Origin of the sequence: Nocardia grenadensis (assembly GCF_050942415.1) — a bacterium.
Lineage (GTDB): Bacteria > Actinomycetota > Actinomycetes > Mycobacteriales > Mycobacteriaceae > Nocardia > Nocardia grenadensis.
In genome coordinates this window covers 424,788-446,257 of sequence record NZ_CP192054.1, presented here as the reverse complement: position 1 = coordinate 446,257, position 21,470 = coordinate 424,788, and the positions used below count along the sequence as shown (strand labels likewise).

The following is a 21,470-nucleotide window of genomic DNA, read 5'->3' as shown; positions in this document are numbered from 1 at the left end:
CGACGGTGACCGATGTCGCCGGGTAGGGCCGATATGCCCGTCCGGGTCCACCGACGGAACCGATGTGGTGGCGGCATTGCCGCCACCACTCGATCAGCGATCGAGCCTTTCGATGATGGTGGCGTTGGCGGTGCCGCCGCCCTCACAGATGGTGAGCAGGCCGTAGCGGCCGTTGATCCGCTCCAGTTCGTTCAGCAGGGTGGCGAAGAGTTTCGCGCCGGTCGCCCCCAGTGGGTGGCCCAGTGCGATCGCGCCGCCGTTCACGTTCACCTTCTCCGGGTCGGCGCCGGTCTCCTTCAACCAGGCCAGCACCACGGGGGCGAAGGCCTCGTTGATCTCGACCACGTCGATATCCTCGATGGTCAGACCGGTCTTCTCCAGCGCCCAGCGGGTGGCGGGGATGGGCGCGGTGAGCATGTACAGCGGATCGGCGCCGCGGGCGCTGACATGGGTGATGCGGGCGCGCGGGGTGAGGCCGTATTCCTCGACCGCCCACTCCGAGGCGAGCAGGGTGGCGCTGGCGCCGTCGGAGATCTGGGAGGCGACGGCGGCGGTCAGCGGACTACCCTCTTCCAGCGCGGGCAGCGAAGCCATCTTCTCCAGGCTGGTCTCGCGCGGGCCCTGGTCGATCCAGAAATCGCCCACCGGCACGATCTCTTTGTCGAACCGGCCCGCTTTGATCGCGGCACGGGCGCGCTCGTGGCTGCGCAGCGCCCACTGCTCCATGTCTTCGCGGGTGATCCCCCATTTCTCGGCGATCAACTGAGCGCCGCGGAACTGCGACACCTCGCCGGTGCCGTAGCGGTGATCCCAGCCCTTGGCGCCGACGAACGGCGAATCGAAGCCGTACTCCTTGCCGGCGATCATGGCCGCGGAGATCGGGATAGCGCTCATGTTCTGCACCCCGCCGGCCACGATGACCTCGGCGGTACCGCTCATGATCGCCTGGGCGCCGAAATTGATGGCCTGCTGACTGGACCCGCACTGCCGGTCCACGGTGACGCCGGGGACCTCTTCCGGATATCCGGCGGTCAGCCACATCGTCCGGCCGATATTGCCGGCCTGTGGGCCCACATTGTCCACGCAGCCGACGATCACATCGTCCACCCGGGCGGGGTCGATCGAATTGCGGCCGAGCAGGCCCTGCAATGCGGCCGCGCCGAGATCGGCCGGATGGACCTCCGCCAGCGCACCACCGCGCTTCCCGACCGGGGTGCGCACCGCATCGATCACATACGCCTCACGCAACGGCGCGTAGGGGCGGCGGGCAGCTGTTGCCATGGAATTTCTCCTAATCGGTGTGGCCCGGCACGGTGAGCCCGTCGAGCACGATGGTGAGGTACTGCTTGGCGAGCGTGTCGACGGTGATCGACCCGCCGCCGGGTTGGTACCAGCGGACCGCGACCCAGACCGTGTCGCGCAGGAAGCGATAGGCCAGGTCGATATCGAGTTCGGCGCGGAAGCTACCGTCGGCGACTCCGCTGGTGAGGACGCGGTGCCAGAGCTCCCGGAATTCGCGGTTGTAGTCGTCGATATAGGCGAAACGTTCGGCGGCCCGCAGGCGTTTGGCCTCGGACTGGTAGATCGCGACCGCCGCGTGGGAGCGGTCGAAGGCCTCGTAGGAGGCGAGGACCAAGGCTTCCAGTGTGGCACGCGAATCCAGCCCGGCGTCGACGATCTCGCGGTAGCGTCCGAACAGTTCGTCGAGGAATCCGCGCAGGATCTCGTCCACCATCCCCTCTTTCGAGGAGAAGTGGTGGTAAAGGCTGCCGGAGAGAATGCCCGCCGCATCGGCGATATCACGCACCGTCGTGGCGCGCACGCCCCGTTCGGCGAACAGCTCTGCCGCCATATCGAGTAGTTCGGTTCGCCGGGCCGATTTCGAGGGGTCGGGTGCGGTCACCCCGCCATGATACAACCAAGCATTTGCTTGGTCCATGGATGGTGCGTAACCGGCGGGCCCGAGGTTTCCGGCTCCCCCCTCCCTGTCGGAGCCGGACCCCTCGGGCCCGCGTCGCGGAAGTGGTACGAAATCCGCACTGCTTCCGATAATTTGGACGGCCGATATCCCGGACCGGTTCCACCGCATACCGAATTCCCGGAACCGGATCGGCGGGCCGCCGACCGCTTCGGGACGAGCCGAGCGGCCGCCGGCCCGGCGTAAACCGGAGGCACGCCCGTCCCGTCGGTATATTCGCCGGATGACGACGCCGTTCCCACAGCGACAGTGGGGCTCCCCGGAAAGTCCCCTGGCCCGTGCGGCAGACAGGTTCGCCGGCACGAGGTTCGGCTCCCGGGTGGTCCGGGCCCTCACCCCGCTGGACCGCCGGGTACTCGAACGCACCGATGCCCGCTACACCGTGCTCGGGCCGATCGGCGCACCGGTGATCCTGCTGACCACAACGGGTCGCCGGTCGGGACAGCCGCGCACCCAGCCGCTGCTGTGCGTACACGACGGCGCGACTCTCTACATCATCGGCAGCAACTTCGGCGGTGCCCGCCACCCGGCCTGGACGGCCAACCTCCTCGCCGAGCCCAGAGCGACCGTTTCCATCGCCGGTGAACGCATACCGGTCATCGCCACCCGGGTAGAGGGCGCGGCCGCGGAATCGATCTTCGAGCGATTCGTCGAAGTCACCGGCGCCTATGCCGCCTACCGCAAGCGCACCGACCGCGATCTGCGCATCTTCGCGCTGTCCCGCGTCTGAATCGCTCTCGCGGCACGCCGTCGGCGCCCGCGTCCCGGCGCCGCACCACGTCCGGCAGCACCGGACGCACGGAACTCGCCGAACCGGCTCGAACACACAGAGATCGGTGCGTGCCGCGGCACAGCTCCGGTCCGCCGACATGACCGCGCGGCCGATGAACGCGGTGCCGGCCGGGTGCCCACCCGCGCCGCCGCGGATCGGCTCCGGCCGAGGTAACCGGCCGGGTCGGGCGCTCAGGCGCGCTGACTGCTGATCGAGACCACCTCGCCGGTGAGGTAGGTGGTGTAGTCGCTGGCGAGCATCGCGATGGTGGCCGCGACCTCCCAGGGTTCGGCCGCCCGGCCGAAGGCCTCACGCTCGGAGAGCCGGTCGAGCAGTTCACTGGAGCTGGTCTTGTCCAGGAAGGCGTGCCGGGCGATACTCGGCGACACCGCGTTGATCCGGACCCCCAGCTCGGCCGCCTCGACCGCGCTGCACCTGGTCAGTGCCATCACACCGGCCTTCGCGGCGGCGTAGTGCGCCTGACCGTACTGGGCCCGCCAACCGAGCACGCTCGCGTTGTTGACGATCACCCCGCCGTGTTTCGCGTCGCGGAAATAGTTCAGCGCGGCCCGGGTGCAGCGGAAGGTGCCGTTGAGGGTGATGTCGAGGACGCGATCCCACTGTTCGTCGGTCATATCGACCACCGGCGTCTCACCGCCGAGGCCGGCGTTGTTGACGAAGATATCGACGCCGCCCAGCGCCACGGCCGCGCCGCGGACCAGTTCGTCGACCTGTTCGGTGCTGGTGACATCACAGGCGATCGCGGCGACCTGACGGTCGGTGAATTCCGCGGACAGTTCGGCACGCGTGGCCTCCAGCCGGCGTTCGTGCCAATCCGAGACCACCACATCGGCGCCTTCGGCGAGCAGCCGGCGCGCCGTCGCGGACCCGATCCCGGTACCGGCTGCCGCGGTGACCACGGCCCGGCGGCCGGTGAGCAGATTGTGCGCCGCAGTCTGCGGGGGCGCGACCGACAGCGGCCCGCTCACTGCCGGGCCTCGCGGGGCAGACCGAGCACCCGCTCGGAGATGATGTTGCGCTGCACTTCGTTCGAACCTCCGTAGATCGTGTCGGCGCGGGTGAACAGATACAGCCGCTGCCATTCGTCGAGATCACCGTCCGCGGCGACGAGTCCGGCGGCGCCGCGCACCGCCATGGCGAGTTCGCCGAGCCCGCGATGCCAATTGGCCCAGAGCAGTTTGCCCACCGAGGCCTGGCCGCCGTCGTCGGCGGTCTCGGCCATGGTGCGCAGCGCGTGGGCGCGCAGCACCCGCAGCCCCACCCAGGCACGATCTATCTTGTCCGCGAGCAGCGGATCGTCGAGGGCGCCGGATTCGCGGGCGAGGTTCTCGACCGCCGCGAGTTCCCGGGCGAAACGGATCTGCTGCCCGAGCGTGGAGATACCGCGTTCGACGTTCAGCGTGCCCATCGCGACCCGCCAGCCGTCGCCCGGTTCGCCCACCACCAGGTCGGCATCGGTGCGGGCGTTGTCGAAGAACACCTCGTTGAACTCGGAGGTGCCGGTGAGCTGCACGATCGGCCGGACCTCGATACCGGGCTGATCCATCGGCACCAGCAGGTACGAAAGTCCTTTGTGGCGTTTCGAGCCCGGTTCGGTGCGGCAGACCGCGAAGCACCAGTCGGCCACATGTGCCAGCGAGGTCCAGATCTTCTGCCCGTTGATCGACCACTGGTCACCGTCCAGGCGTGCGGAGGTGGAGACGGCGGCGAGATCGGAGCCGGCGCCCGGTTCCGAGTAGCCCTGGCACCACAGTTCGGTGACGGTGCGGATCCCCGGCAGGAAACGATCACGCTGAGCGCCGGTCCCGAAGGCCAGCAGGGTCGGGCCGAGCAGTTCCTCACCCACATGGGAGACCCGCGCGGGCGCGTTCGCCTTCGCGTACTCCTCGTGGAAGATGATCTGCTGCGCGACACTCGCGTCGCGACCGCCGTACTCCACCGGCCAACCCAGGCAGGTCCAGCCCGCGGCCGCCAGCGCGCGGTCCCAGTCCAGGCGTTCGTCGAATGCCTCGTGTTCGCGGCCGGGTCCGCCGAGCCCGCGCAGTTCCCGGAATTCACCGCTGAGCTGCTCGTCGAGCCAGTCCCGCACCTGCGCGGCGAATTCGCCGTCGCTCAGGGCAGCCACGCTGGTCCGTTCGGCCGTCGGCCGCGTCCCGGCGGCGTGTTCGGCCGATTGCCGTCCGCCATCGCGACCGGTACCGGATTCTGAGGTCTGGAATGCACCCACGCCGGTAGGATAACCTACCAAGCACTTGCTTTGTAGACCGCAACTCGCAGACCGCGCACCGCCCACGGCCGCACGACATCGAGGACACCCGTGACACCCCCTGCGCACATCCCGACGGACCGGACCACTCCGCTGGCCCTGCACGCCGCCGCCCAGAACTACGGCGCCGCGCCCGCACTGGCCGACGGGCCGATCCGGCTCGACTGGACCCAACTGCTCGAACAGGTCCAGGACGTGGCCCGCGCCCTGCTCGCCCGCGGCATCCGGACCGGTGACCGTGTGGCCATCTGGTCGCCCAATACCCATCACTGGGTGCTCGCGGCGCTCGGCGCCCACTACGCCGGCGCGACACTGGTCCCGCTCAACACCCGCTACGTCGCCGACGAGGTCGCCGACGTGCTGCGGCGCGTCGACGCCAAGGGCCTGTTCATCGCGGGCACCTTCCTCAAACGCGACCGGCTCGCCGAGTTGCGCGCGGCCGCGCCGGACCTGCGGATCGATACCGTCGTGGTGCTCCCGGTCGAAGGCGCCGAAGAGCCGGTCGAGGACGCGCTGAACTGGTCGGAGCTGGCGGCCGCCGGTGCCGGAGTGAGCCGCGAACAGGCGCGAGAGCACGCGGAATCCATCAGCCCCGAGGACCTGTCCGACATCCTGTTCACCTCCGGCACCACCGGTCGCAGCAAAGGCGTGCTGATCGCGCACCGGCAGACGCTGTCCGCGGTTCGCGGCTGGACCGAATGTTCGACGCTGAACAGCGACGACAACTATCTGATCGTCAACCCGTTCTTCCACAGCTTCGGCTACAAGGCCGGAATCATCGCCTGCCTGCTCACCGGGGCGACCATCATCCCGCAGATCGTTTTCGATGTACCGACCACCATGCGGCTCATCGATCAGGAGCAGATCACCGTCCTGCCCGGCCCGCCCACCATCTACCAGTCCATCCTGGATTTCCCGGACCGCGGCGAGTACCGGCTGGCGAGCCTGCGTGTGGCCGTCACCGGCGCGGCGCCGGTACCGGTCGTCCTGGTCGAACGGATGCGCCGGGAACTGGACTTCGATGTGGTGCTCACCGCCTACGGGCTCTCGGAATCCACCGGGTTCGGCACCATGTGCCGGGTCGACGACGACGCCGAGACCATCTCCGCCACCAGCGGCCGCCCCATGGCCGGATTCGAGCTGAAACTCAGTGACGCGGGTGAGGTGCTGCTGCGCGGACCCAATGTCATGCTCGGTTATCTGGACGATCCGGAAAGCACCGCGAAGACGATCGACGCGGACGGCTGGTTACACACCGGTGATATCGGCGTGGTCGACGACCGCGGCTATCTGAAGATCACCGACCGGCTCAAGGACATGTACGTCAGCGGTGGCTTCAATGTGTATCCGGCCGAGATCGAACAGTCGCTGGCCGGATTGGACGGTGTCGCCGTCGTCGCGGTGATCGGCGTACCCGATACCCGGATGGGTGAGGTGGGCAAGGCCTATATCGTCCGGAAACCGGATACCGCGCTCAGCGAGGACCAGGTGTTCTCCTATGCCACCAAGGTACTGGCCAATTTCAAGGTGCCGCGATTCGTCGAATTCCGCGACGAATTGCCCTACAACGCCAGCGGCAAGGTGCTCAAACGCCAGCTACGTGAGGAGAATTCGTAATGCCGGACAGCCCAGCCGCCAAACCCGCCGGGAGCATTCCCTTCGAACCCGATGTGGTGACCTACGAACGCCGCGGCGCGATCGCGGTCGTCACCTTGAACCGGCCCGACTACCGCAATGCCCAGAACTCGGTGATGACCTATGCGATCGACGCCGCGTTCGAGCGGGCGGTCGAGGACCCCGACGTCAAGGTCATCGTGCTGGCCGGGAACGGGAAGCACTTCAGCGCCGGTCACGACCTGGGCACCCCGGGACGCGACCACCATGTGAAGTACCAGAACAAAGCCGCGCTGTGGTGGGATCATATCGATCGCCCCGGCGGTGACCAGCGTTTCGCCCGTGAGATGGAGGTGTATCTGGGGATGTGCCGCCGCTGGCGGGAGATCCCCAAGCCGACCATCGCGATGGTGCAGGGCGCCTGTATCGCGGGCGGGCTCATGCTGGCCTGGGTCTGCGATCTGATCATCGCCGCCGACGACGCGTTCTTCTCCGACCCTGTGGTGCGCATGGGGATTCCGGGTGTCGAATACTTCGCCCACCCATGGGTGATGGGCCCCCGGGCCGCCAAGGAATTCCTGTACACCGGTGACCGGTTCGATGCCGCGCAGGCCAAGGAGTGGGGCATGGTCAACCGGGTCGTGCCGCGCGCCGACCTGGAATCGGAGACCATGGCGCTGGCCGAGAAGATCTCCGCCATGCCGCAGTTCGGGCTGGCGTTGACGAAGAAAGCGGTCAACCAGTCCGAAGATCTCATGGGGATGCGCGCCGGAATGGATTCGGTGTTCGGACTCCACCATTTCGCGCACGCGCACAATGCCGAGGTCGGGGCGGATTCCCTGGGCGGTATGAACGCCAGAACCATGAAAGCGCAGGCGGCTTCGGCCGACGCGAAGAGCACGGACGGGAAAGACTGAATGGATCTCGATCTCGACGAAGGTACCCGGGAATTCCAGCGGGAGGTCCGCGAATTCCTGGCCGCGAACGTGCCCGCGGAACCGCTACCGTCCATGGACACCGAGGCCGGTTTCGAAGCCCATCGCGCCTGGGAACGCACCCTGGCCGAGGCCCGGCTGTCGGTGGTGTCGTGGCCGCGCGAGTTCGGTGGGCGGGACGCGTCGCTGCTGGAATGGGTGCTCTTCGAGCAGGAGTACTACGCGGCGGGCGCCCCGGGCCGGGTGAGTCAGAACGGTATCTTCCTGCTGGCCCCCACCCTGTTCGAGCACGGCACCCCCGAACAGCTGGAGCGGATCATGCCACGGATGGCCCGCGGCGACGATATCTGGGCCCAGGCCTGGTCGGAGCCGGAGGCCGGTAGCGATCTGGCCGGTATCCGCTCCACCGCCCGGCGTACCGAAGGCGGCTGGGTGCTCAGCGGCCAGAAGACCTGGAGTTCCCGGGCGGCGTTCGCCGACCGGGCGTTCGGCCTGTTCCGCAGCGACCCCGCCGCCGAACGACACCGCGGCCTCACCTACCTGATGTTCCCGCTCGACGCCGACGGCGTCACGGTACGCCCGATCCCCCAGCTCGACGGCGAGCCCGGTTTCGCGGAGATCTTCCTCGACGATGTCTTCGTTCCCGACAGCGATGTGATCGGCGCGCCCAACGAGGGCTGGCGGGTCGCCATGAGCACCTCCAGTAATGAGCGCGGTCTCTCGCTGCGCAGCCCCGGCCGGTTCAGCGCGACCGCGCAGCGGCTGATCGACCTGTGGACCGAACGCGGCGATACCGGCACCGCGGCCCGGGACGCCGTGGTGGACGCCTGGCTCGGCAGCGAGGCCTACCGGCTGCACACCTTCGGGACGGTCACGCGGCTCGACCAGGGCGGCAAGCTCGGCGCCGAATCGTCGATCACCAAGGTGTTCTGGTCCGAGCTCGATATCGCCATGCACGAAACCGCACTGGACCTGCTCGGATCCGAAGCCGAGCAGGCGAGCCGCTGGACCGACGGCTACCTGTTCTCGCTGTCGGGCCCGATCTACGCCGGCACCAACGAGATCCAACGCAACATCATCGCCGAGCGGCTCCTCGGCCTACCGAGGGGAAGTAATCGATGAGATTCGCGCTCAGCCCGGAGCAGCAGGACTTCGGTGCCAGTATCCGCAAACTGTTCGAGTCCGGTTCCACGACCGCCGCGGTACGGGCGTGGAGCGCCGGCGATCCGGCGCCCGGCCGGGCACTGATCGAACAGCTGGCCGCAGCGGGAGCGTTCGGACTGACCATCACCGAGGAGTTCGGCGGTCTCGACGCCGAACCGCTGGATCAGGTGGTGGCCTTCGTCGAGATCGGCCGCGCCGCGGCACCCGGGCCGCTGGTGGAGTCGGCGGCCGCCGTCCCCGCGCTGCTCCAGACGCTCGCCGCCACGGACCCCGAACCCGCCCGGCGCTGGTTGCCGGGGATCTCCGAGGGCACGGTGTCGGCCACCGTCGCCTTCACCGGTACGGACGGCCGGGCGATCGCCGTGGACGCCGACCGGGCCGATCTCGTACTCGTGGCCGACGGTGACCGGATCGGCACGGGACGGGTCGGCGAATCGGTGCGCTCGGTGGATCCCGCACGCCGGCTGTGCACGGTCGAGACAGACGAACTCCTCGCCGAGGGGCCGGGCGCCACCGAGGCCGTCGCTGCCGCCTTCGACGCCGGCGCCCTGGCCAACGCGGCCCAACTGCTGGGCGCGGGCAAGGCGTTGCTCGACGCGTCGACCGACTACGTCAAACAGCGCAAACAGTTCGGTCGCCCGATCGGTGAATTCCAGGCGGTCAAACAGAAACTGGCCGATGTCCTCATCGGTCTCGACCTCGCCGAACCGTTGCTGTACCGGGCCGCGTTGACCACCGCGACGGCCAACCGGGCCCGCGACACCTCCGCCGCGGCCGTCGCCTGCGCCGACGCCGCCTACCGGGCGGCCCGCGCCGCCCTGCAGGTACACGGCGCCATCGGCTACACCGCCGAATACGACCTGTCGCTGTGGCTGACCCGGGTCACCGCCCTGCGCACCGCCTGGGGCACCCCGGACCTGCACCGCGGCCGGATCGCCGAGGCGCTGCGCACCGGGCCCGCCGCGGATCCGGCCGGCACGCTCACCTGACCGGAGAACCTGCGGGTTGCGCTGCCGGTATCCGTCCGAAATCACGGGAGAAAAGATGATCAGCGAGGAACAGCAGGAGCTGGTGGCGGCGGTCCGGGGACTGCTGGCCAAACGGGACGCGCGGGCCGGTATCCGCAAGGCCATGGACACCGATCTGGGCTACGACCCGCAACTGTGGGCGCAGTTGTGCGAACAGGTCGGCGTGGCCGCGCTGTCCGTGCCCGAGGAGTTCGGCGGGTTCGGCGCGGGCCTGGTCGAATCCCTGCTGGTCGTCGGCGAACTCGGCCGGACACTCGCCGATGTACCGATGCTGGGCTCGGCGGTACTGGGTGCGCAGGCGGTGCTGCTCTCCGGTGACCACGAGGCCTGCGCGCGGCTGCTGCCCGAGGTCGCCGAGGGCCGCCGCACCCTCGCCGTCTGCTGGGCCTCGGCCCATGGCTGGGACGACTTCGGGGTGCGGGCCGAGGGGGAAACCCTCGACGGTACGGCCCACTACGTGCTCGACGGCACCATCGCCGACACCCTGATCGTGGTCACCGAATCCGGCCTCTTCGAGGTGGACCCGACGGCCGACGGTGTCGAACGGAACCGGGTCGCCGCCATGGACCCCTCCCGCGCCCTGTCGGAGATCTCGTTCACCGCGACGCCTGCGCGCCGGCTGGGCGACGCGGATCCCGCCCCGATCATCGAGCGGCTGCACCGGGTCGCGTGGGCCGCGGTCGCCGCCGAACAGGTCGGCGCGGCCGAATACTGCCTGCAGGCCACGGTCGAGTACACCAAATCGCGGGTGCAGTTCGGCCGGGCCATCGGCAGTTTCCAGGCCCTCAAACACCGGATGGCCGATATGTACGTACTCGCGGAGTCGGCGAGATCGGCCGCCCTCGCCGCCGGCTTCGCGGTGGCCGAGAACACTCCGTCGGCCGCCGAGGACGTCTGGGTCGCCCGCCGGCAGTGCTCCGAATCGTTCTCCACCATCGCCGCGGAAACCATCCAGTTGCACGGCGGTATCGCCATCACCTGGGAACACGACGCGCAGCTGTACTTCAAACGCGCCCATGGCGATGCCGAACTCTTCGGCGTGCCGCGGCGCCCGCTGGTCAACAGCTGAGCACTCGCGGGCCGCACGGCCGGGACGAAGCCGCATGGATCGTCGAGCTGCGCGAACCCGGCTCGGCGATTACGCGATCGGAGGCGGCCACCGCGTCTTCGTGGGCAGCGGTGGCATGCGGTGTGGAAAAAGGAATTGCGTGGGCGCTTGCGCCGTGTAAAAGTAACCGGCAACAGCGAGTCGTGAAGGAGGTGGAGAACGTGACGGTCGCCCGGATTGCCGTGGCGCGGCGAACCGCACCGGTTCGTACCGCCCCGTCGTTCTCCCTCTCGAACTCCACTCGCTGAGCCCGGTCGGGCTCGGCGCCCGACGAAGGACTTCCTCCCTCATGGTCGACTTCGACCCACTCGTCCCTTTCGGCTGGACAGAAAACATAGCCGAGCAGTACCTCCCGCTCCTCGATGGCGAATGCGTCCCCGCCCGCATCATCCGGATGGATCGTGGCGAATGCGATGTGGTGACCCCCACCGGGCCCGCGAGGGCTACCTGCCCGCGCGCGGACTCTTCGGTGAGCGGTCTGTGCACCGGCGACTGGGTGAGCCTGGATGCTCGCTCACACATCCGGGCCCGGCTGCCCCGCCGGACCGCCATCACCCGTTCCACCGCGTCCGGGCGATCGGAGAGCCAGGTACTGGCCGCCAATGTCGATACCGTGCTGATCTGCGCGCCCGCCGACGGCGACGTGGATCTGGGGCGCGTCGAACGGATGCTCGCCCTGGTCTGGGAAAGCGGCGCCCAGCCAGTGGTCGTACTCACCAAGGCGGATACCACCGAGCATCTACCGCTCGACGAGGTCCGTGCCGTGGCACCGGGTGCCCCGGTGCTGGCGGTCAGCGCGACCGCCGAACTCGGCCTCGATGTACTGGTCGCGGTACTGAGCGGCACGGTGGTTCTATTGGGACCGTCCGGTGCGGGTAAGTCCACACTCGCCAACGCACTGCTCGGCGCGGAGGTCTTCGCCACCGACACGGTGCGCGCGGCCGACAAGAAGGGCCGGCACACCACAGTGCACCGCGAACTGCGTCCGCTGCCCACCGGCGGCACCCTCATCGACACCCCCGGACTGCGGGGTGTCGGACTGTGGGACGCGGCCGAAGGCATCAGCCGGACCTTCAGCGATATCGAGGAACTCGCCACCGACTGCCGGTTCGCCGACTGCGCCCACGACGCCGAACCGGGTTGCGCCGTCCGCGCGGCCGTCGAATCCGGCGGGATACCGGAACGGCGGGTGCGCAGCTATCGCAAACTGGGCAAGGAGAACGCCTGGATGGAAGCGCGGTCGGACAAACGGCTCCAGGCCGAGCGCGAGAAGGTGTGGCGGGGTATCGCCAAGGAACAGCGGCGCATGTATCGCGAGCGCGGCTCCCGGCGCTGACCACACAGCCGATACGGTCCGATCCACAAATGAAATACGACCGCTTCCAGATTTCTGGAAGCGGTCGTAGCCATGCAACCGACGCTCTTTCACGCTGCGCCCTGGCGCGGACTGTAGCCCGTCAGACCGCCAGTGTCGGTACCTCGTATTTCTGACACCACGGGTCGCGGGTGGCCAGCACCAAGCCTTCCGAACTGGCTTGCGCCAACAGGATGCGGTCGAACGGGTCGCGGTGGATCAGTGGCATCCGACCGGCGGCGATGGCGTGTTCTGCATCGATGCGCAACACATTGAATCCACTGTCACGCACTCGCTCCGGAAGGTCGGCCGGTCCGCCCAGCTTGCCACCTGCCTGCTTTATCGCCACCTCCCAGACGGATGCAGCACTTACGAAAACATCCGGGTCGTGATCGAGCCGATCCTTCATTTCGCCGCTGAGCGTGGGATCGTCCGCGAGCCACCACAGAACCACATGGGTATCGAGCAACAGGCTCATCGCGAGATACCGAACTCGTCGGCTATCGCCTCGTTCGTCTCATCGGAATCCCAATCCGATTCCAGCACAAGGGTTCCACGGAGCGACCCACGACCGGTACGGTCCGCTCGCCGGACCAGCGGCACCACCTTGGCTACCGGATGCCCGGCCCGGCTGATCACGATCTCCTCGCCGCGTTCCACCCGCTCTACGATGCGGGACAGGTTTGTCTTCGCCTCGTGGATATTGAACTGCTCTGCCGCGCTGCTTGCCATGGACACCTCCTTAGCTAACAGGTTAGCCCACTGAGGTGTCCCAGCACAGCGTCCGTGCGACTCCACAGAAGGGATGTCGCCGGTGAGACACCTCGGCCGTTCCAGGCCGCCTGGTTCCGGACGGCTACTCCGGCACCTCGAGCAACCCTTCGTCGACAGCCCATTTGATGGTCTTCTGCAAACGCTCACAGGTATCCGGCCGCCCGGGCCCGTACCCCTTGCTGCTGAGTTCAGCGAAAACCGGGCAGCGGACGGCCGGGTTCTCGGCCCACTGCACCGAGGTCTGCCGGGAGCTGCTCTTACGGACCCGCACCGCGGCGTCGCAAGCCTGACACCGCAGCGGTGTCAGGCCGTCCTCCAGGTATCGCTGCTGGTCCACGACCGTCTGGGCCCGCACCGCGGCCTGCCGGGCGGGCTGGTCGGCGAAGTCGGGTGCCTTGGCCCAGCGGGTCATATCAGACTCCTGCCTCCGCTTGGTCGGCGTCCGCCGCGGCCGCCTCTTGTTCACGCTTGCGCCGCAGGTTCTCTTCGACCTCGGCTTCCCACGCTTCGTTCGCCTTGGCGGTGTCGACCTCGAATTCGAACCGCTGGGTCATCTTCTCGGTCACCTCGGCGACGTCGACGTAGAACTGGTCGTACCAGCGCCGCAGCTGGTAGACCGGGCCGTCTTCCTCGCAGAGCAGCGGATTCTCGACCTTGGACTTGTGCTTCCAGATCTCCACGTCCTGCAGGAAGCCGTCGCCGAAGAAATCGGCCATGGTCTTCGCGAGGTTCTGCGCGGTCTCGTCGTCGAGGCCCTTCGGCTTCTCGACGGTCAGGCCCCACTGCAACATGAACGAATCCTGCGTCACCGGGTAGTGGCAGTTGATCAGGTTGACCGTGATCTCGTAACCGCCGTAGCTGTTGACCAGGGGGTTGATCATGTATGAGGGCCCGAAGTACGAGGCCTCCGATTTCAGGAGCTGATCGCCGGCGTACTTGGCGCCCATCCCGATATCGGGCCGACCCTTGGTCTCCAGGAACTGAGTGGCGACATGCCCTTCGAAAACGTTCTTGAAGAAGGTGGGGAAGGCGTAGTGGATATAGAAGAAGTGGGCCATATCCACGACGTTGTCGATGATCTCACGGCAGTTCGCGCCCTCGATCAGCAACGAGTTCCAGGTCCACTCCGTCCAGCCACTGTCGAGTTCCTCCACCGGGTTGCCGTCGGCATCGGTATAGGGGCCCTCGATATAAGGGATGGTGACCTCGGGCGGCGGTTCGTTGCGTTCGTGGTCGTGCCAGACGAAGAGCTGACCGTTGCGCTCGAGGGTGGTCCAGCGGCGGGTGCGCGCCAGCGGCGGGACCCGCCGCGCGTAGGGGATGGACGTGCATTTGCCGTTCGCACCCCAGCGCCAGTCGTGGAACGGGCAGGCGACGTCGTCGCCCTTGATCTCACCCATGCTGAGATCACCGCCCATATGCCGGCAGTAGGCGTCGAGTACGTGCAATTCGCCGGCACTGTCGGCCCAGATCACCAGTTTGGTTCCGAACGCTTGCACCGAATGCGGTTTGCCGTCCCGGAAATTCTGCGCCAACCCCAGGCAATGCCATCCGCGCGCGTACCGGGTGGGAACCGACCCGACGTCGAGCTCCCGGACCTTCGCACCGCCCGGCGTGGTTGCTGCCATCGCAATTCCTCCTCCTGCTGTACTAGAACACGTTACAAAACTGACGCCCCGAACGCCAGCGATTCACGCCACATCCAGCACATGTCGCATATATGCAGCCTATCGACACCGGTTCTCGACATGAACAAGAACCTGTTCTAGTCTCAGAGGTAAATTCTGCGCCGAGCAGATGACCACCGGTTAGTAGACGACCAGGCAGGAGCAGGGGCCGGAGATGACGCGAGAAGTGACCGAACGGGTCGAGGCGCTATTGCCCACGCTGCGCGCCCGCGCACAGGAGGCCGAAGACCTTCGGCAGATTCCCGAGGAATCGATCAAGGACCTGCAGGAAGCCGGTTTCTTCCGGTTGCTGCAGCCGAAACAGTGGGGCGGACACGCTGCGGACCCGGTCGTCTTCTACGACACGGTCCGCAAGATCGCCAGCGCCTGCGGCTCCACCGGCTGGGTCGCCGGGATCATCGGCGTACACAACTGGCACCTGGCGCTGTTCGGCCAAGAGGCCCAGCAAGAAGTGTGGGGCGAGAACACCGATGTGCGGATCTCCTCGTCCTACGCGCCCATGGGGGCCGGCACCGTCGTCGACGGCGGCTACCGGGTCAGCGGCTCGTGGGCCTGGTCCTCGGGCTCCGGGCACGCGGACTGGACCTTCGTCGGCGGACCGGTGATCAAGAACGGCAAACCGGTCGATTTCGGCAGCTTCCTGATCCCCCGCTCCGAATACGACATCGACGACGTCTGGAACGTGGTCGGCCTGCGCGGCACCGGTTCGAACACGCTCGTGGTGCAGGACGTTTTCGTACCCACGCACCGGTTCCTCAGCTACAAGACCATGAACGATCTGAAATCGCCGGGCCTGGAGCGCAATACCGATCCCGTGTACAAGATGCCGTGGGGCACCATCCACCCCACCACCATCTCCGCGCCGATCGTCGGTATGGCATACGGCGCCTACGAAGCTCACGTCGAGCACCAGGGCAAGCGGCTGCGCGCGGCGTACGCCGGGGAGAAGGCGAAAGAGGATCCGTTCACCAAGGTCCGGATCGCCGAGGCCTCCAGCGATATCGATGCCGCCTGGCGTCAGCTGTCGGGCAATGTGGCCGACGAATACGCACTGCTGCTCGAGGGCAAGGAAATTCCGTTCGACCTGCGCGTACGCGCCCGGCGTGACCAGGTCCGCGCGACCGGCCGGGCCATCGCCTCGATCGATAAATTGTTCGAGAGCTCGGGTGCCACCGCCCTGGTGAACGGCACCCCGCTGCAGCGGTTCTGGCGCGATGCCCACGCCGGGCGCGTGCACGCCTCCAACGATCCCGAGCGCGCCTACGTCATGTACGGCACGCACGAATTCGGGCTGCCGGTTTCCGACGGGATGGTGTGATGACCTCGACCGCCGAACTCACCTACGAATCCACCTCGCGATTCGCCCAGGTTCGTCCGGATCTGAAACTGCACTACCACGAGGCCGGCGTGGGCAACGGCCCCACTATCGTGCTGCTGCACGGCGGCGGCCCGGGCGCGTCCTCGTGGTCGAACTTCTCCCGCAACATCCCGGTACTCGCCCGCGATTTCCACGTGATCGCGGTCGATCAGCCCGGGTACGGAAAGTCCGACAAGCCGATCGAGCACCCGCAGTACTTCGTACACAGCTCCTCGGCACTGAAGGATCTGCTCGACACCCTGGAGATCACCGACCGGGTCCATCTGCTGGGCAATTCGCTCGGCGGCGGCGCGGCGGTGCGTTTCGCGCTCGACCATCCCGATCGCGCCGGGAAACTGATCCTGATGGGTCCGGGCGGGATGAGTACCAACCTGTTCGCCCCCGATCCCACCGAAGGCGTCAAACTGCTGGGCAAGTTCAACTACGAACCCACCAGGGAGAATCTCGAGGCGTTCCTACGGATCATGGTGTTCGACCAGTCCCTGGTCACCGACGAACTGATCGAAGAGCGTTTCGCCTCCGCGAGCACCCCCGAGGCGCTCGCGGCCACCCGGGCCATGGGCAAATCCTTCGCGAGCGCCGATTTCGAGAAGGGCATGCTCTGGCGGGACGCGTACAAATTGCGCCAGCCGGTCCTGCTGATCTGGGGTCGCGAGGACCGGGTGAATCCGCTCGACGGCGCTCTGGTGGCACTCAAGAGCATCCCGCGCGCACAATTACACGTATTCGGCGGGTGCGGGCACTGGGCACAGCTGGAGAAGTTCGCCGAATTCAACCGGCTGGCCACCGATTTCCTGCTCGGCGTCAAGGAGAAATGACGATGAGTATCAAGGCCCTCGGCTACATGCGTATCGAGGCCACCGATATGGCGGCCTGGCGCGAGTACGGGCTGAAAGTGCTCGGCATGATGGAAGGCGACGGGAACAACCCCGACGCGCTCTATCTCCGGATGGATGATTTCGCCGCCCGCTTGGTGATCGTGCCGGGTGAGAAGGACCGGTTGCTGGTCTCGGGCTGGGAGGTCACCGACGGGCCCGCGCTACAACGCCTCCGGGAGACGCTGGAGAAGAACGGCGTCGACTTCGAGGAAGGCACCAAGGAGGAACTCGCCGAGCGCCGGGTAGAAGGGATGATCCGCTTCCGGGATCCTTCCGACAACACCCTGGAGGCGTTCTACGGCGCTCAGTACCTCGGTCGGCGGTTCGTCAGCCCGTACGGCCACAAATTCGTCACCGCCGAACAGGGCCTGGGCCATGTCGTCCTGACCTGCCACGACGATGCCGCGGCACAGGCGTTCTACCAGGACGTACTCGGCTTCCGGCTGCGCGATTCGATGCGCCTGCCGCCGCAACTGGTGGGTCGGCCCGAGGACGGCGACCCGGCGTGGCTGCGGTTCTACGGCTGCAATCCACGCCACCACGCGCTCGCGTTCCTGCCGCTACCCAACCCGACCGGCATCGTCCACCTCATGGTCGAGGTGGAGAACTCCGACGATGTCGGCCTGTGCCTGGACCGGGCCATGCGCAAGAAGGTGAAGATGTCGGCCACCCTGGGCCGGCACATCAACGACAAGATGCTGTCGTTCTATATGAAGACTCCCGGCGGGTTCGACGTCGAATTCGGCTGCGAGGGGCTGGAAGTCGACGACCACAGCTGGATCGCCCGGGAATCCACCGCGGTGAGCCTGTGGGGCCACGATTTCTCCGTGGGTTTCAAGTGATCTCCGGCCGGACCCGGTGCGATACTCGCATCGGGTCCGGCTGAATCCGGCGGTCCGTCCGCCGGCAGCTCCATGAACGAGGCGAGGACGGTATGAACGTGACGGCACCAGCGGATCCGGCCGACGGCGCGGGCGACGCGGCCGCGGAGCAGGCCACCATCGACCCCCGGCAGTTCCGCAATATCCTCGGGCAGTTCTGCACCGGTATCACGGTCATCACCACGCTCACCGACGACGAAACCCCCATCGGTTTCGCCTGCCAGTCCTTCGCCGCCCTCTCCCTCGAACCACCCCTGGTGCTGTTCTGCCCGACCAAGGGTTCGCGGTCCTGGGCCGCCATCGAGGCCAACGGCCGGTTCTGTGTGAACGTACTCGCCGAGGAACAGCAGCCGGTCTGCGCGAAATTCGGCTCCCGCGAACCGGACAAGTTCGCCGGAACCGAATGGCACACCTCCGATCTCGGCCTGCCCCGGCTCGACAACTCTTTGGCCACCATAGAATGCCGGGTGGACAGCGTGGTCGACGGTGGCGACCATTTCATCGTCATCGGCCGCGTCCTGGCCATGTCGGAGACTCCCGCCGCCACCAACGGCCGCCCGCTGCTGTTCTACCGGGGCCAGTACACCGCCATCGAACCGGAGAAGACCACCCCGGCCCCTTGGCGCGCCGATCTCGACCACTTCCTCACCACCACGACCCTGGACACCTGGTTGTAGGGTGGCCGAATCGGATGGTGCCGGTCGCCACCGATAGGCGGGCGCCGGTGCTGCCGCTACTCGCGGTGACCGGCCAGCTCCTCGGTGACCCTCCCCAGTCCCTCACCCGCCCGTCCGTCGGCGATCTGCCGGTCGATGAGGTTCTTGATCGGGCCGACGATGTCCAGGGCGACCCCGGCGTCCCGGCTGGCTCGCACGATCGCGTCCAAGGCGGGTTTGTGGAAACGCGCGGGCTGCACCTCCTGGGTGTAGTCACCGCTGTCGATCATCTCGGCATACGACTGGAACGATCCAGTCATGGCGGTGAGGAACGCGACCGCGCGGGGCGCGAAGAACGTGGCCGTGACCCCGGCCGAGCGCACCATGGCGGCGCCGTGGAAGAACCCCGCGAACATGGCGTACATACCGGCCAGCAGCGCGAAATCGTAGAGCGCGGCGGTTCCGGGGTCATCGCCGAAGTAGTCCGCCGCACCGAGCTTTTCGAGATCGGGACGGAAGCGATCGAAGATCTGCTCCGATCCGCTGTAGAGGATCGAGGCACCGGGCCCGCCGATCATCGGCGGTACCGCCATGATGCCGCCGTCGAGGAAGTCGATACCGTGTCCGGCCGCCCAGCGGGCGAGTTCCCGGGAATCTTCCGGAGCGGTGCTGGTCAGGTTGATCAGCGCCTTACCGCGCAGCCGGTCGGCCACCGGGTCGAGCACCTCGTGCACGGACGCGTGATCACCGAGAACGGCGACAACCACGGCGGCGGAATCGATCGCCGACGCGGTATCGGGGGCGCTCACGGCGCCGAGGCCCACCAGTTCCGCGTCCTTCCCCGGCGTGCGGTTCCACACGGTGGTGGGATTCCCGCCCTTCACCAGAGTCGCGGCAATGGCCCGGCCCATAGGTCCGAGACCGAGCACGGCCACGGTTGTCTGCTCGTTTGCGGTCATTTCTGCCGACTCCTTGCTGAGGCGAATGGTCATATTGCTCGGCGCGCCGGGACCAACGATCGCCAACACGGACTGTCGGGACAAGTACCTACTATTCGGTGAGGTACCTACCAAAAAGTATGTGAACAGGTAGCGAGGTCGAAATGGGCGAGAAAAGGTTCGGACCGTATTTCTGCGGGATCGATGCCGCCATGGATGTGATCAGCGGTAAATGGAAAGGGCTGATCCTCTGGGAACTGGACAACTACGGCGTACGGCGGTTCGGTGAGCTACGCCGCGGGCTCCCCGGCGTGTCCGAGAAGATGCTCATCCAACAGCTGCGGGAGCTCGAGGAAGACGGGTTGATCGACCGGAAGATCTACCCGGAGGTTCCGCCTCGGGTGGAATACCGTCTCACCGACCTCGGCCGCTCCCTCAACGCCGCGCTCGAACCGCTCGGCGCGTGGGGGCGGGACCGCATCGCGCGAGTCGGCGCCGCACGTGTCCATCCGCAACCGGCCGCGGCACCGGCGGTGCCCGGTGGCAGCTCATTTCGTCAGCAGGGTGCCGCCGAGTAGACGGGCGGGCCCGACCACCGACCCCTCGCCTGCCGGCCGGCCCGGTCCGGAGGCGGCGACGAAACCGTGTCAGGACGCGGCCGCGAAGTAGGCCGTCCGTACGTCCACGATTGTCGGCGGGGGTAGTTCGGGAGAGCCCGCGCCGAGCTCGCCCAACCGGATATGCCAGGTGGGGGCCGATGTGTCGATGGCGGTCCGGGCGTCCGACGGCTGCAGGACGACTTCGGCGCCGCCGGTACACGAGTAGGCGCCCACCAGGCCGTCGGCCCGTCCACCCCAGGCCCCGCCCACCCGGATGCGGCATCGGCGGCCGTCGGCCAATTCGAGCGCCCACGGTTCGGGATCGGCGGTTTTCCCGATCGGTTCGAGCCGCGGTTCGACGCTGTACCAGCGCAGTTCCCGGTTCCACGGATCGTCGGCGCACATCAGTTCCGCCCCGCCTGCCCTGGCCCAGCAGATATCGGCGGCGTCGGCGGAGGCACCGCAGTGGTAGATCCCCGGGCTGGAGGCGGAACGACTGGATGTGGCGTGGGTGCAGTCGAGCCGGCCCGCGGGCGCGGTACCGGATACGTCGAAACCGTCGGCCGGCAGGCCGGTTGCGTCGACGGCGACCACGGAAACCACCGTGGTGGGCGGCTGCTCCTCGGTCGCCGCGGCCGTGGACGATTGCGCGGGCCCCGGCGGCGTGGCCGACGAGACCACCGGGCCGGGGTCGCCGCCGCTCGGCGACGCGCAGCCGCTCAGCGCTACCACCAGCAGCGACGTGAAGACCGGAACCGACCGTACCCATACCGCGAACGCCATGAGTCACCACCTGGTTGGGAATAGTGGGCCCGAGTGTAGCCGGGACGGACGCGAAGACGGCCGGATCGGGTGTGTGAATTTCTCGCCGGGATGCGATGGGACCGGTCGCTTTCGAGTTTCCCGGCACCCTCGCATGTCACCCGGCGCGGGCCTGAAGTCGGAAACCCACCGGCGCAGCGCCCGGTCCGGCGTCGGAGACGTTCCGAACGCGGGACGGCCTACTCGGCGACGCTCATGCGGCCGTCGTCGTGAAACTCGCTCCCGCACGTTCGATGACCTCGTCGAGTACTTCGCGGGAGCGGAGCAGATCGGCGATCATGCGGTCGATCCGTTCCCGTTCCACCTGCAACTCGTTCACCAGCGCGGGCGTGGCGAATTCATTGGCATCGCCGTCGGTGTCCCGTATGCAGGGCAGAATCTCCACGATCTTCTTGCTGCACAGTCCGGCCGCGAACAGCTCTTGGATGTGCACGACCCGGTCCACCGCGTGCTCCGGATAGTCGCGGTGTCCGCCCGGGGCGCGGTCGGCGGTGAGCAACCGCTGCTCCTCGTAGTAGCGCAGTGATCGTTCGCTGACCCCGGTCCGCTGCGCCAGTTCTCCGATTCGCATGCTCACCTCGTATTTTCCTGTTCGGGCTTGAACTTCACATCAATG

At 67.4% G+C, this 21,470-nt stretch carries 23 protein-coding genes; 12 read left to right on the top strand and 11 right to left on the bottom strand.

Annotated features, from left to right (window positions below):
- Positions 1-93 precede the first annotated feature (93 nt).
- Both ACQPYS_RS02045 and ACQPYS_RS02040 read right to left on the bottom strand, forming a co-directional pair.
- Positions 94-1,248 carry an acetyl-CoA C-acetyltransferase gene (locus tag ACQPYS_RS02045; RefSeq protein ID WP_433492948.1) on the bottom strand — a complete coding sequence of 385 codons (1,155 nt, stop codon included), beginning with the start codon at positions 1,246-1,248 and terminating at the stop codon, positions 94-96.
- 43 nt (positions 1,249-1,291) lie between these two features.
- Positions 1,292-1,939, bottom strand: coding sequence for a TetR/AcrR family transcriptional regulator (locus tag ACQPYS_RS02040; RefSeq protein WP_431940772.1), 648 nt, complete (start codon positions 1,937-1,939; stop codon positions 1,292-1,294).
- A 262-nt stretch (positions 1,940-2,201) separates the two neighbouring features.
- Here ACQPYS_RS02040 and ACQPYS_RS02035 point away from each other — a divergent pair, with 262 nt between their 5' ends.
- On the top strand, positions 2,202-2,708 hold the full coding sequence (locus ACQPYS_RS02035; RefSeq protein ID WP_433491558.1) for a nitroreductase/quinone reductase family protein: 507 nt from the start codon (positions 2,202-2,204) through the stop codon (positions 2,706-2,708).
- A gap of 233 nt (positions 2,709-2,941) precedes the next feature.
- Here ACQPYS_RS02035 and ACQPYS_RS02030 read toward each other — a convergent pair whose 3' ends face one another.
- Together ACQPYS_RS02030 and ACQPYS_RS02025 are read right to left on the bottom strand one after the other, a co-directional pair.
- Entirely contained in the window at positions 2,942-3,739 is a 798-nt protein-coding gene (locus ACQPYS_RS02030; protein WP_431940774.1) for an SDR family oxidoreductase, read from the bottom strand.
- Positions 3,736-4,896 carry an acyl-CoA dehydrogenase family protein gene (locus tag ACQPYS_RS02025; protein WP_433492947.1) on the bottom strand — a complete coding sequence of 387 codons (1,161 nt, stop codon included), beginning with the start codon at positions 4,894-4,896 and terminating at the stop codon, positions 3,736-3,738. The genes ACQPYS_RS02030 and ACQPYS_RS02025 overlap by 4 nt, the downstream gene beginning before the upstream one ends.
- Positions 4,897-5,088: 192 nt before the next feature.
- Between ACQPYS_RS02025 and ACQPYS_RS02020 the strand changes: the two genes are divergently transcribed.
- From ACQPYS_RS02020 to rsgA, 6 genes are all read left to right on the top strand, one after another.
- Positions 5,089-6,654 (top strand): FadD3 family acyl-CoA ligase, encoded by a 1,566-nt coding sequence (locus ACQPYS_RS02020; RefSeq protein WP_431940775.1) that lies wholly within the window; start codon positions 5,089-5,091, stop codon positions 6,652-6,654.
- On the top strand, positions 6,654-7,568 hold the full coding sequence (locus ACQPYS_RS02015; protein ID WP_433491557.1) for an enoyl-CoA hydratase: 915 nt from the start codon (positions 6,654-6,656) through the stop codon (positions 7,566-7,568). Before ACQPYS_RS02020 ends, ACQPYS_RS02015 begins: the two co-directional genes overlap by 1 nt.
- On the top strand, positions 7,569-8,708 hold the full coding sequence (locus ACQPYS_RS02010; protein WP_063035403.1) for an acyl-CoA dehydrogenase family protein: 1,140 nt from the start codon (positions 7,569-7,571) through the stop codon (positions 8,706-8,708).
- Entirely contained in the window at positions 8,705-9,739 is a 1,035-nt protein-coding gene (locus ACQPYS_RS02005) for an acyl-CoA dehydrogenase family protein (protein WP_431940777.1), read from the top strand. The genes ACQPYS_RS02010 and ACQPYS_RS02005 overlap by 4 nt, the downstream gene beginning before the upstream one ends.
- A 55-nt stretch (positions 9,740-9,794) precedes the next feature.
- On the top strand, positions 9,795-10,847 hold the full coding sequence (locus ACQPYS_RS02000; protein ID WP_433491556.1) for an acyl-CoA dehydrogenase family protein: 1,053 nt from the start codon (positions 9,795-9,797) through the stop codon (positions 10,845-10,847).
- A 328-nt stretch (positions 10,848-11,175) separates the two neighbouring features.
- Positions 11,176-12,222: a ribosome small subunit-dependent GTPase A gene (gene rsgA, locus ACQPYS_RS01995; protein WP_433491555.1), complete on the top strand. Its 1,047-nt coding sequence runs from the start codon at positions 11,176-11,178 to the stop codon at positions 12,220-12,222.
- A gap of 121 nt (positions 12,223-12,343) precedes the next feature.
- On the opposite strand, the gene ACQPYS_RS01990 is transcribed toward rsgA, so the two are convergent.
- The 4 genes from ACQPYS_RS01990 to ACQPYS_RS01975 all read right to left on the bottom strand — a co-directional run bounded on the left by ACQPYS_RS01990 (position 12,344) and on the right by ACQPYS_RS01975 (position 14,642).
- Positions 12,344-12,718 (bottom strand): type II toxin-antitoxin system VapC family toxin, encoded by a 375-nt coding sequence (locus ACQPYS_RS01990; protein WP_433491554.1) that lies wholly within the window; start codon positions 12,716-12,718, stop codon positions 12,344-12,346.
- The gene (locus ACQPYS_RS01985; protein WP_431940780.1) at positions 12,715-12,972 is read right to left on the bottom strand and encodes a type II toxin-antitoxin system Phd/YefM family antitoxin; all 258 of its coding nucleotides are present in this window, start codon (positions 12,970-12,972) and stop codon (positions 12,715-12,717) included. The genes ACQPYS_RS01990 and ACQPYS_RS01985 overlap by 4 nt, the downstream gene beginning before the upstream one ends.
- 124 nt (positions 12,973-13,096) lie before the next feature.
- The gene (locus ACQPYS_RS01980) at positions 13,097-13,426 is read right to left on the bottom strand and encodes a hypothetical protein (RefSeq protein ID WP_063035397.1); all 330 of its coding nucleotides are present in this window, start codon (positions 13,424-13,426) and stop codon (positions 13,097-13,099) included.
- A gap of 1 nt (position 13,427) precedes the next feature.
- Positions 13,428-14,642: a Rieske 2Fe-2S domain-containing protein gene (locus ACQPYS_RS01975; RefSeq protein ID WP_063035396.1), complete on the bottom strand. Its 1,215-nt coding sequence runs from the start codon at positions 14,640-14,642 to the stop codon at positions 13,428-13,430.
- A gap of 214 nt (positions 14,643-14,856) precedes the next feature.
- Between ACQPYS_RS01975 and hsaA the strand changes: the two genes are divergently transcribed.
- From hsaA to hsaB, 4 genes are all read left to right on the top strand, one after another.
- A complete protein-coding gene (hsaA, locus tag ACQPYS_RS01970) occupies positions 14,857-16,020 on the top strand; it encodes a 3-hydroxy-9,10-secoandrosta-1,3,5(10)-triene-9,17-dione monooxygenase oxygenase subunit (RefSeq protein WP_433491553.1) in 1,164 nt (387 codons plus the stop codon).
- Positions 16,020-16,898, top strand: a complete 879-nt coding sequence (hsaD, locus tag ACQPYS_RS01965) for a 4,5:9,10-diseco-3-hydroxy-5,9,17-trioxoandrosta-1(10),2-diene-4-oate hydrolase (RefSeq protein WP_433491552.1) — start codon at positions 16,020-16,022, stop codon at positions 16,896-16,898. Before hsaA ends, hsaD begins: the two co-directional genes overlap by 1 nt.
- Before the next feature lie 2 nt (positions 16,899-16,900).
- Positions 16,901-17,800 (top strand): iron-dependent extradiol dioxygenase HsaC, encoded by a 900-nt coding sequence (gene hsaC, locus ACQPYS_RS01960; RefSeq protein ID WP_063035393.1) that lies wholly within the window; start codon positions 16,901-16,903, stop codon positions 17,798-17,800.
- Between the two features lie 92 nt (positions 17,801-17,892).
- On the top strand, positions 17,893-18,516 hold the full coding sequence (gene hsaB / locus ACQPYS_RS01955; protein WP_433491551.1) for a 3-hydroxy-9,10-secoandrosta-1,3,5(10)-triene-9,17-dione monooxygenase reductase subunit: 624 nt from the start codon (positions 17,893-17,895) through the stop codon (positions 18,514-18,516).
- Positions 18,517-18,572: 56 nt separating this feature from the next.
- Here hsaB and ACQPYS_RS01950 read toward each other — a convergent pair whose 3' ends face one another.
- Entirely contained in the window at positions 18,573-19,454 is an 882-nt protein-coding gene (locus ACQPYS_RS01950; protein ID WP_433491550.1) for an NAD(P)-dependent oxidoreductase, read from the bottom strand.
- Positions 19,455-19,597: 143 nt separating this feature from the next.
- On the opposite strand from ACQPYS_RS01950, the gene ACQPYS_RS01945 reads away from it, so the two are divergent.
- A complete protein-coding gene (locus ACQPYS_RS01945) occupies positions 19,598-20,011 on the top strand; it encodes a winged helix-turn-helix transcriptional regulator (RefSeq protein ID WP_433491549.1) in 414 nt (137 codons plus the stop codon).
- 69 nt (positions 20,012-20,080) lie between these two features.
- Here ACQPYS_RS01945 and ACQPYS_RS01940 read toward each other — a convergent pair whose 3' ends face one another.
- Together ACQPYS_RS01940 and ACQPYS_RS01935 are read right to left on the bottom strand one after the other, a co-directional pair.
- The gene (locus ACQPYS_RS01940) at positions 20,081-20,815 is read right to left on the bottom strand and encodes a hypothetical protein (RefSeq protein WP_433491548.1); all 735 of its coding nucleotides are present in this window, start codon (positions 20,813-20,815) and stop codon (positions 20,081-20,083) included.
- A 232-nt stretch (positions 20,816-21,047) separates the two neighbouring features.
- Positions 21,048-21,425 carry a MerR family transcriptional regulator gene (locus ACQPYS_RS01935; RefSeq protein WP_433492946.1) on the bottom strand — a complete coding sequence of 126 codons (378 nt, stop codon included), beginning with the start codon at positions 21,423-21,425 and terminating at the stop codon, positions 21,048-21,050.
- Positions 21,426-21,470 lie beyond the last annotated feature (45 nt).

Bases quoted from the DNA above. Each gene is read 5' to 3' on its own strand.
- ACQPYS_RS02035 (WP_433491558.1), top strand. From the start codon at position 2,202: ATGACGACGCCGTTCCCACAGCGACAGTGGGGCTCCCCGGAAAGTCCC.
- rsgA (WP_433491555.1), top strand. From the start codon at position 11,176: ATGGTCGACTTCGACCCACTCGTCCCTTTCGGCTGGACAGAAAACATA.
- hsaD (WP_433491552.1), top strand. From the start codon at position 16,020: ATGACCTCGACCGCCGAACTCACCTACGAATCCACCTCGCGATTCGCC.
- ACQPYS_RS01975 (WP_063035396.1), bottom strand. From the start codon at position 14,642: ATGGCAGCAACCACGCCGGGCGGTGCGAAGGTCCGGGAGCTCGACGTC.
- hsaC (WP_063035393.1), top strand. From the start codon at position 16,901: ATGAGTATCAAGGCCCTCGGCTACATGCGTATCGAGGCCACCGATATG.
- ACQPYS_RS02015 (WP_433491557.1), top strand. From the start codon at position 6,654: ATGCCGGACAGCCCAGCCGCCAAACCCGCCGGGAGCATTCCCTTCGAA.
- ACQPYS_RS01985 (WP_431940780.1), bottom strand. From the start codon at position 12,972: ATGGCAAGCAGCGCGGCAGAGCAGTTCAATATCCACGAGGCGAAGACA.
- ACQPYS_RS02040 (WP_431940772.1), bottom strand. From the start codon at position 1,939: ATGGACCAAGCAAATGCTTGGTTGTATCATGGCGGGGTGACCGCACCC.
- ACQPYS_RS02000 (WP_433491556.1), top strand. From the start codon at position 9,795: ATGATCAGCGAGGAACAGCAGGAGCTGGTGGCGGCGGTCCGGGGACTG.
- ACQPYS_RS01940 (WP_433491548.1), bottom strand. From the start codon at position 20,815: ATGGCGTTCGCGGTATGGGTACGGTCGGTTCCGGTCTTCACGTCGCTG.
- ACQPYS_RS01950 (WP_433491550.1), bottom strand. From the start codon at position 19,454: ATGACCGCAAACGAGCAGACAACCGTGGCCGTGCTCGGTCTCGGACCT.
- hsaB (WP_433491551.1), top strand. From the start codon at position 17,893: ATGAACGTGACGGCACCAGCGGATCCGGCCGACGGCGCGGGCGACGCG.
- ACQPYS_RS01980 (WP_063035397.1), bottom strand. From the start codon at position 13,426: ATGACCCGCTGGGCCAAGGCACCCGACTTCGCCGACCAGCCCGCCCGG.
- ACQPYS_RS01945 (WP_433491549.1), top strand. From the start codon at position 19,598: ATGGGCGAGAAAAGGTTCGGACCGTATTTCTGCGGGATCGATGCCGCC.
- ACQPYS_RS01935 (WP_433492946.1), bottom strand. From the start codon at position 21,425: ATGCGAATCGGAGAACTGGCGCAGCGGACCGGGGTCAGCGAACGATCA.
- ACQPYS_RS01990 (WP_433491554.1), bottom strand. From the start codon at position 12,718: ATGAGCCTGTTGCTCGATACCCATGTGGTTCTGTGGTGGCTCGCGGAC.
- hsaA (WP_433491553.1), top strand. From the start codon at position 14,857: ATGACGCGAGAAGTGACCGAACGGGTCGAGGCGCTATTGCCCACGCTG.
- ACQPYS_RS02010 (WP_063035403.1), top strand. From the start codon at position 7,569: ATGGATCTCGATCTCGACGAAGGTACCCGGGAATTCCAGCGGGAGGTC.
- ACQPYS_RS02005 (WP_431940777.1), top strand. From the start codon at position 8,705: ATGAGATTCGCGCTCAGCCCGGAGCAGCAGGACTTCGGTGCCAGTATC.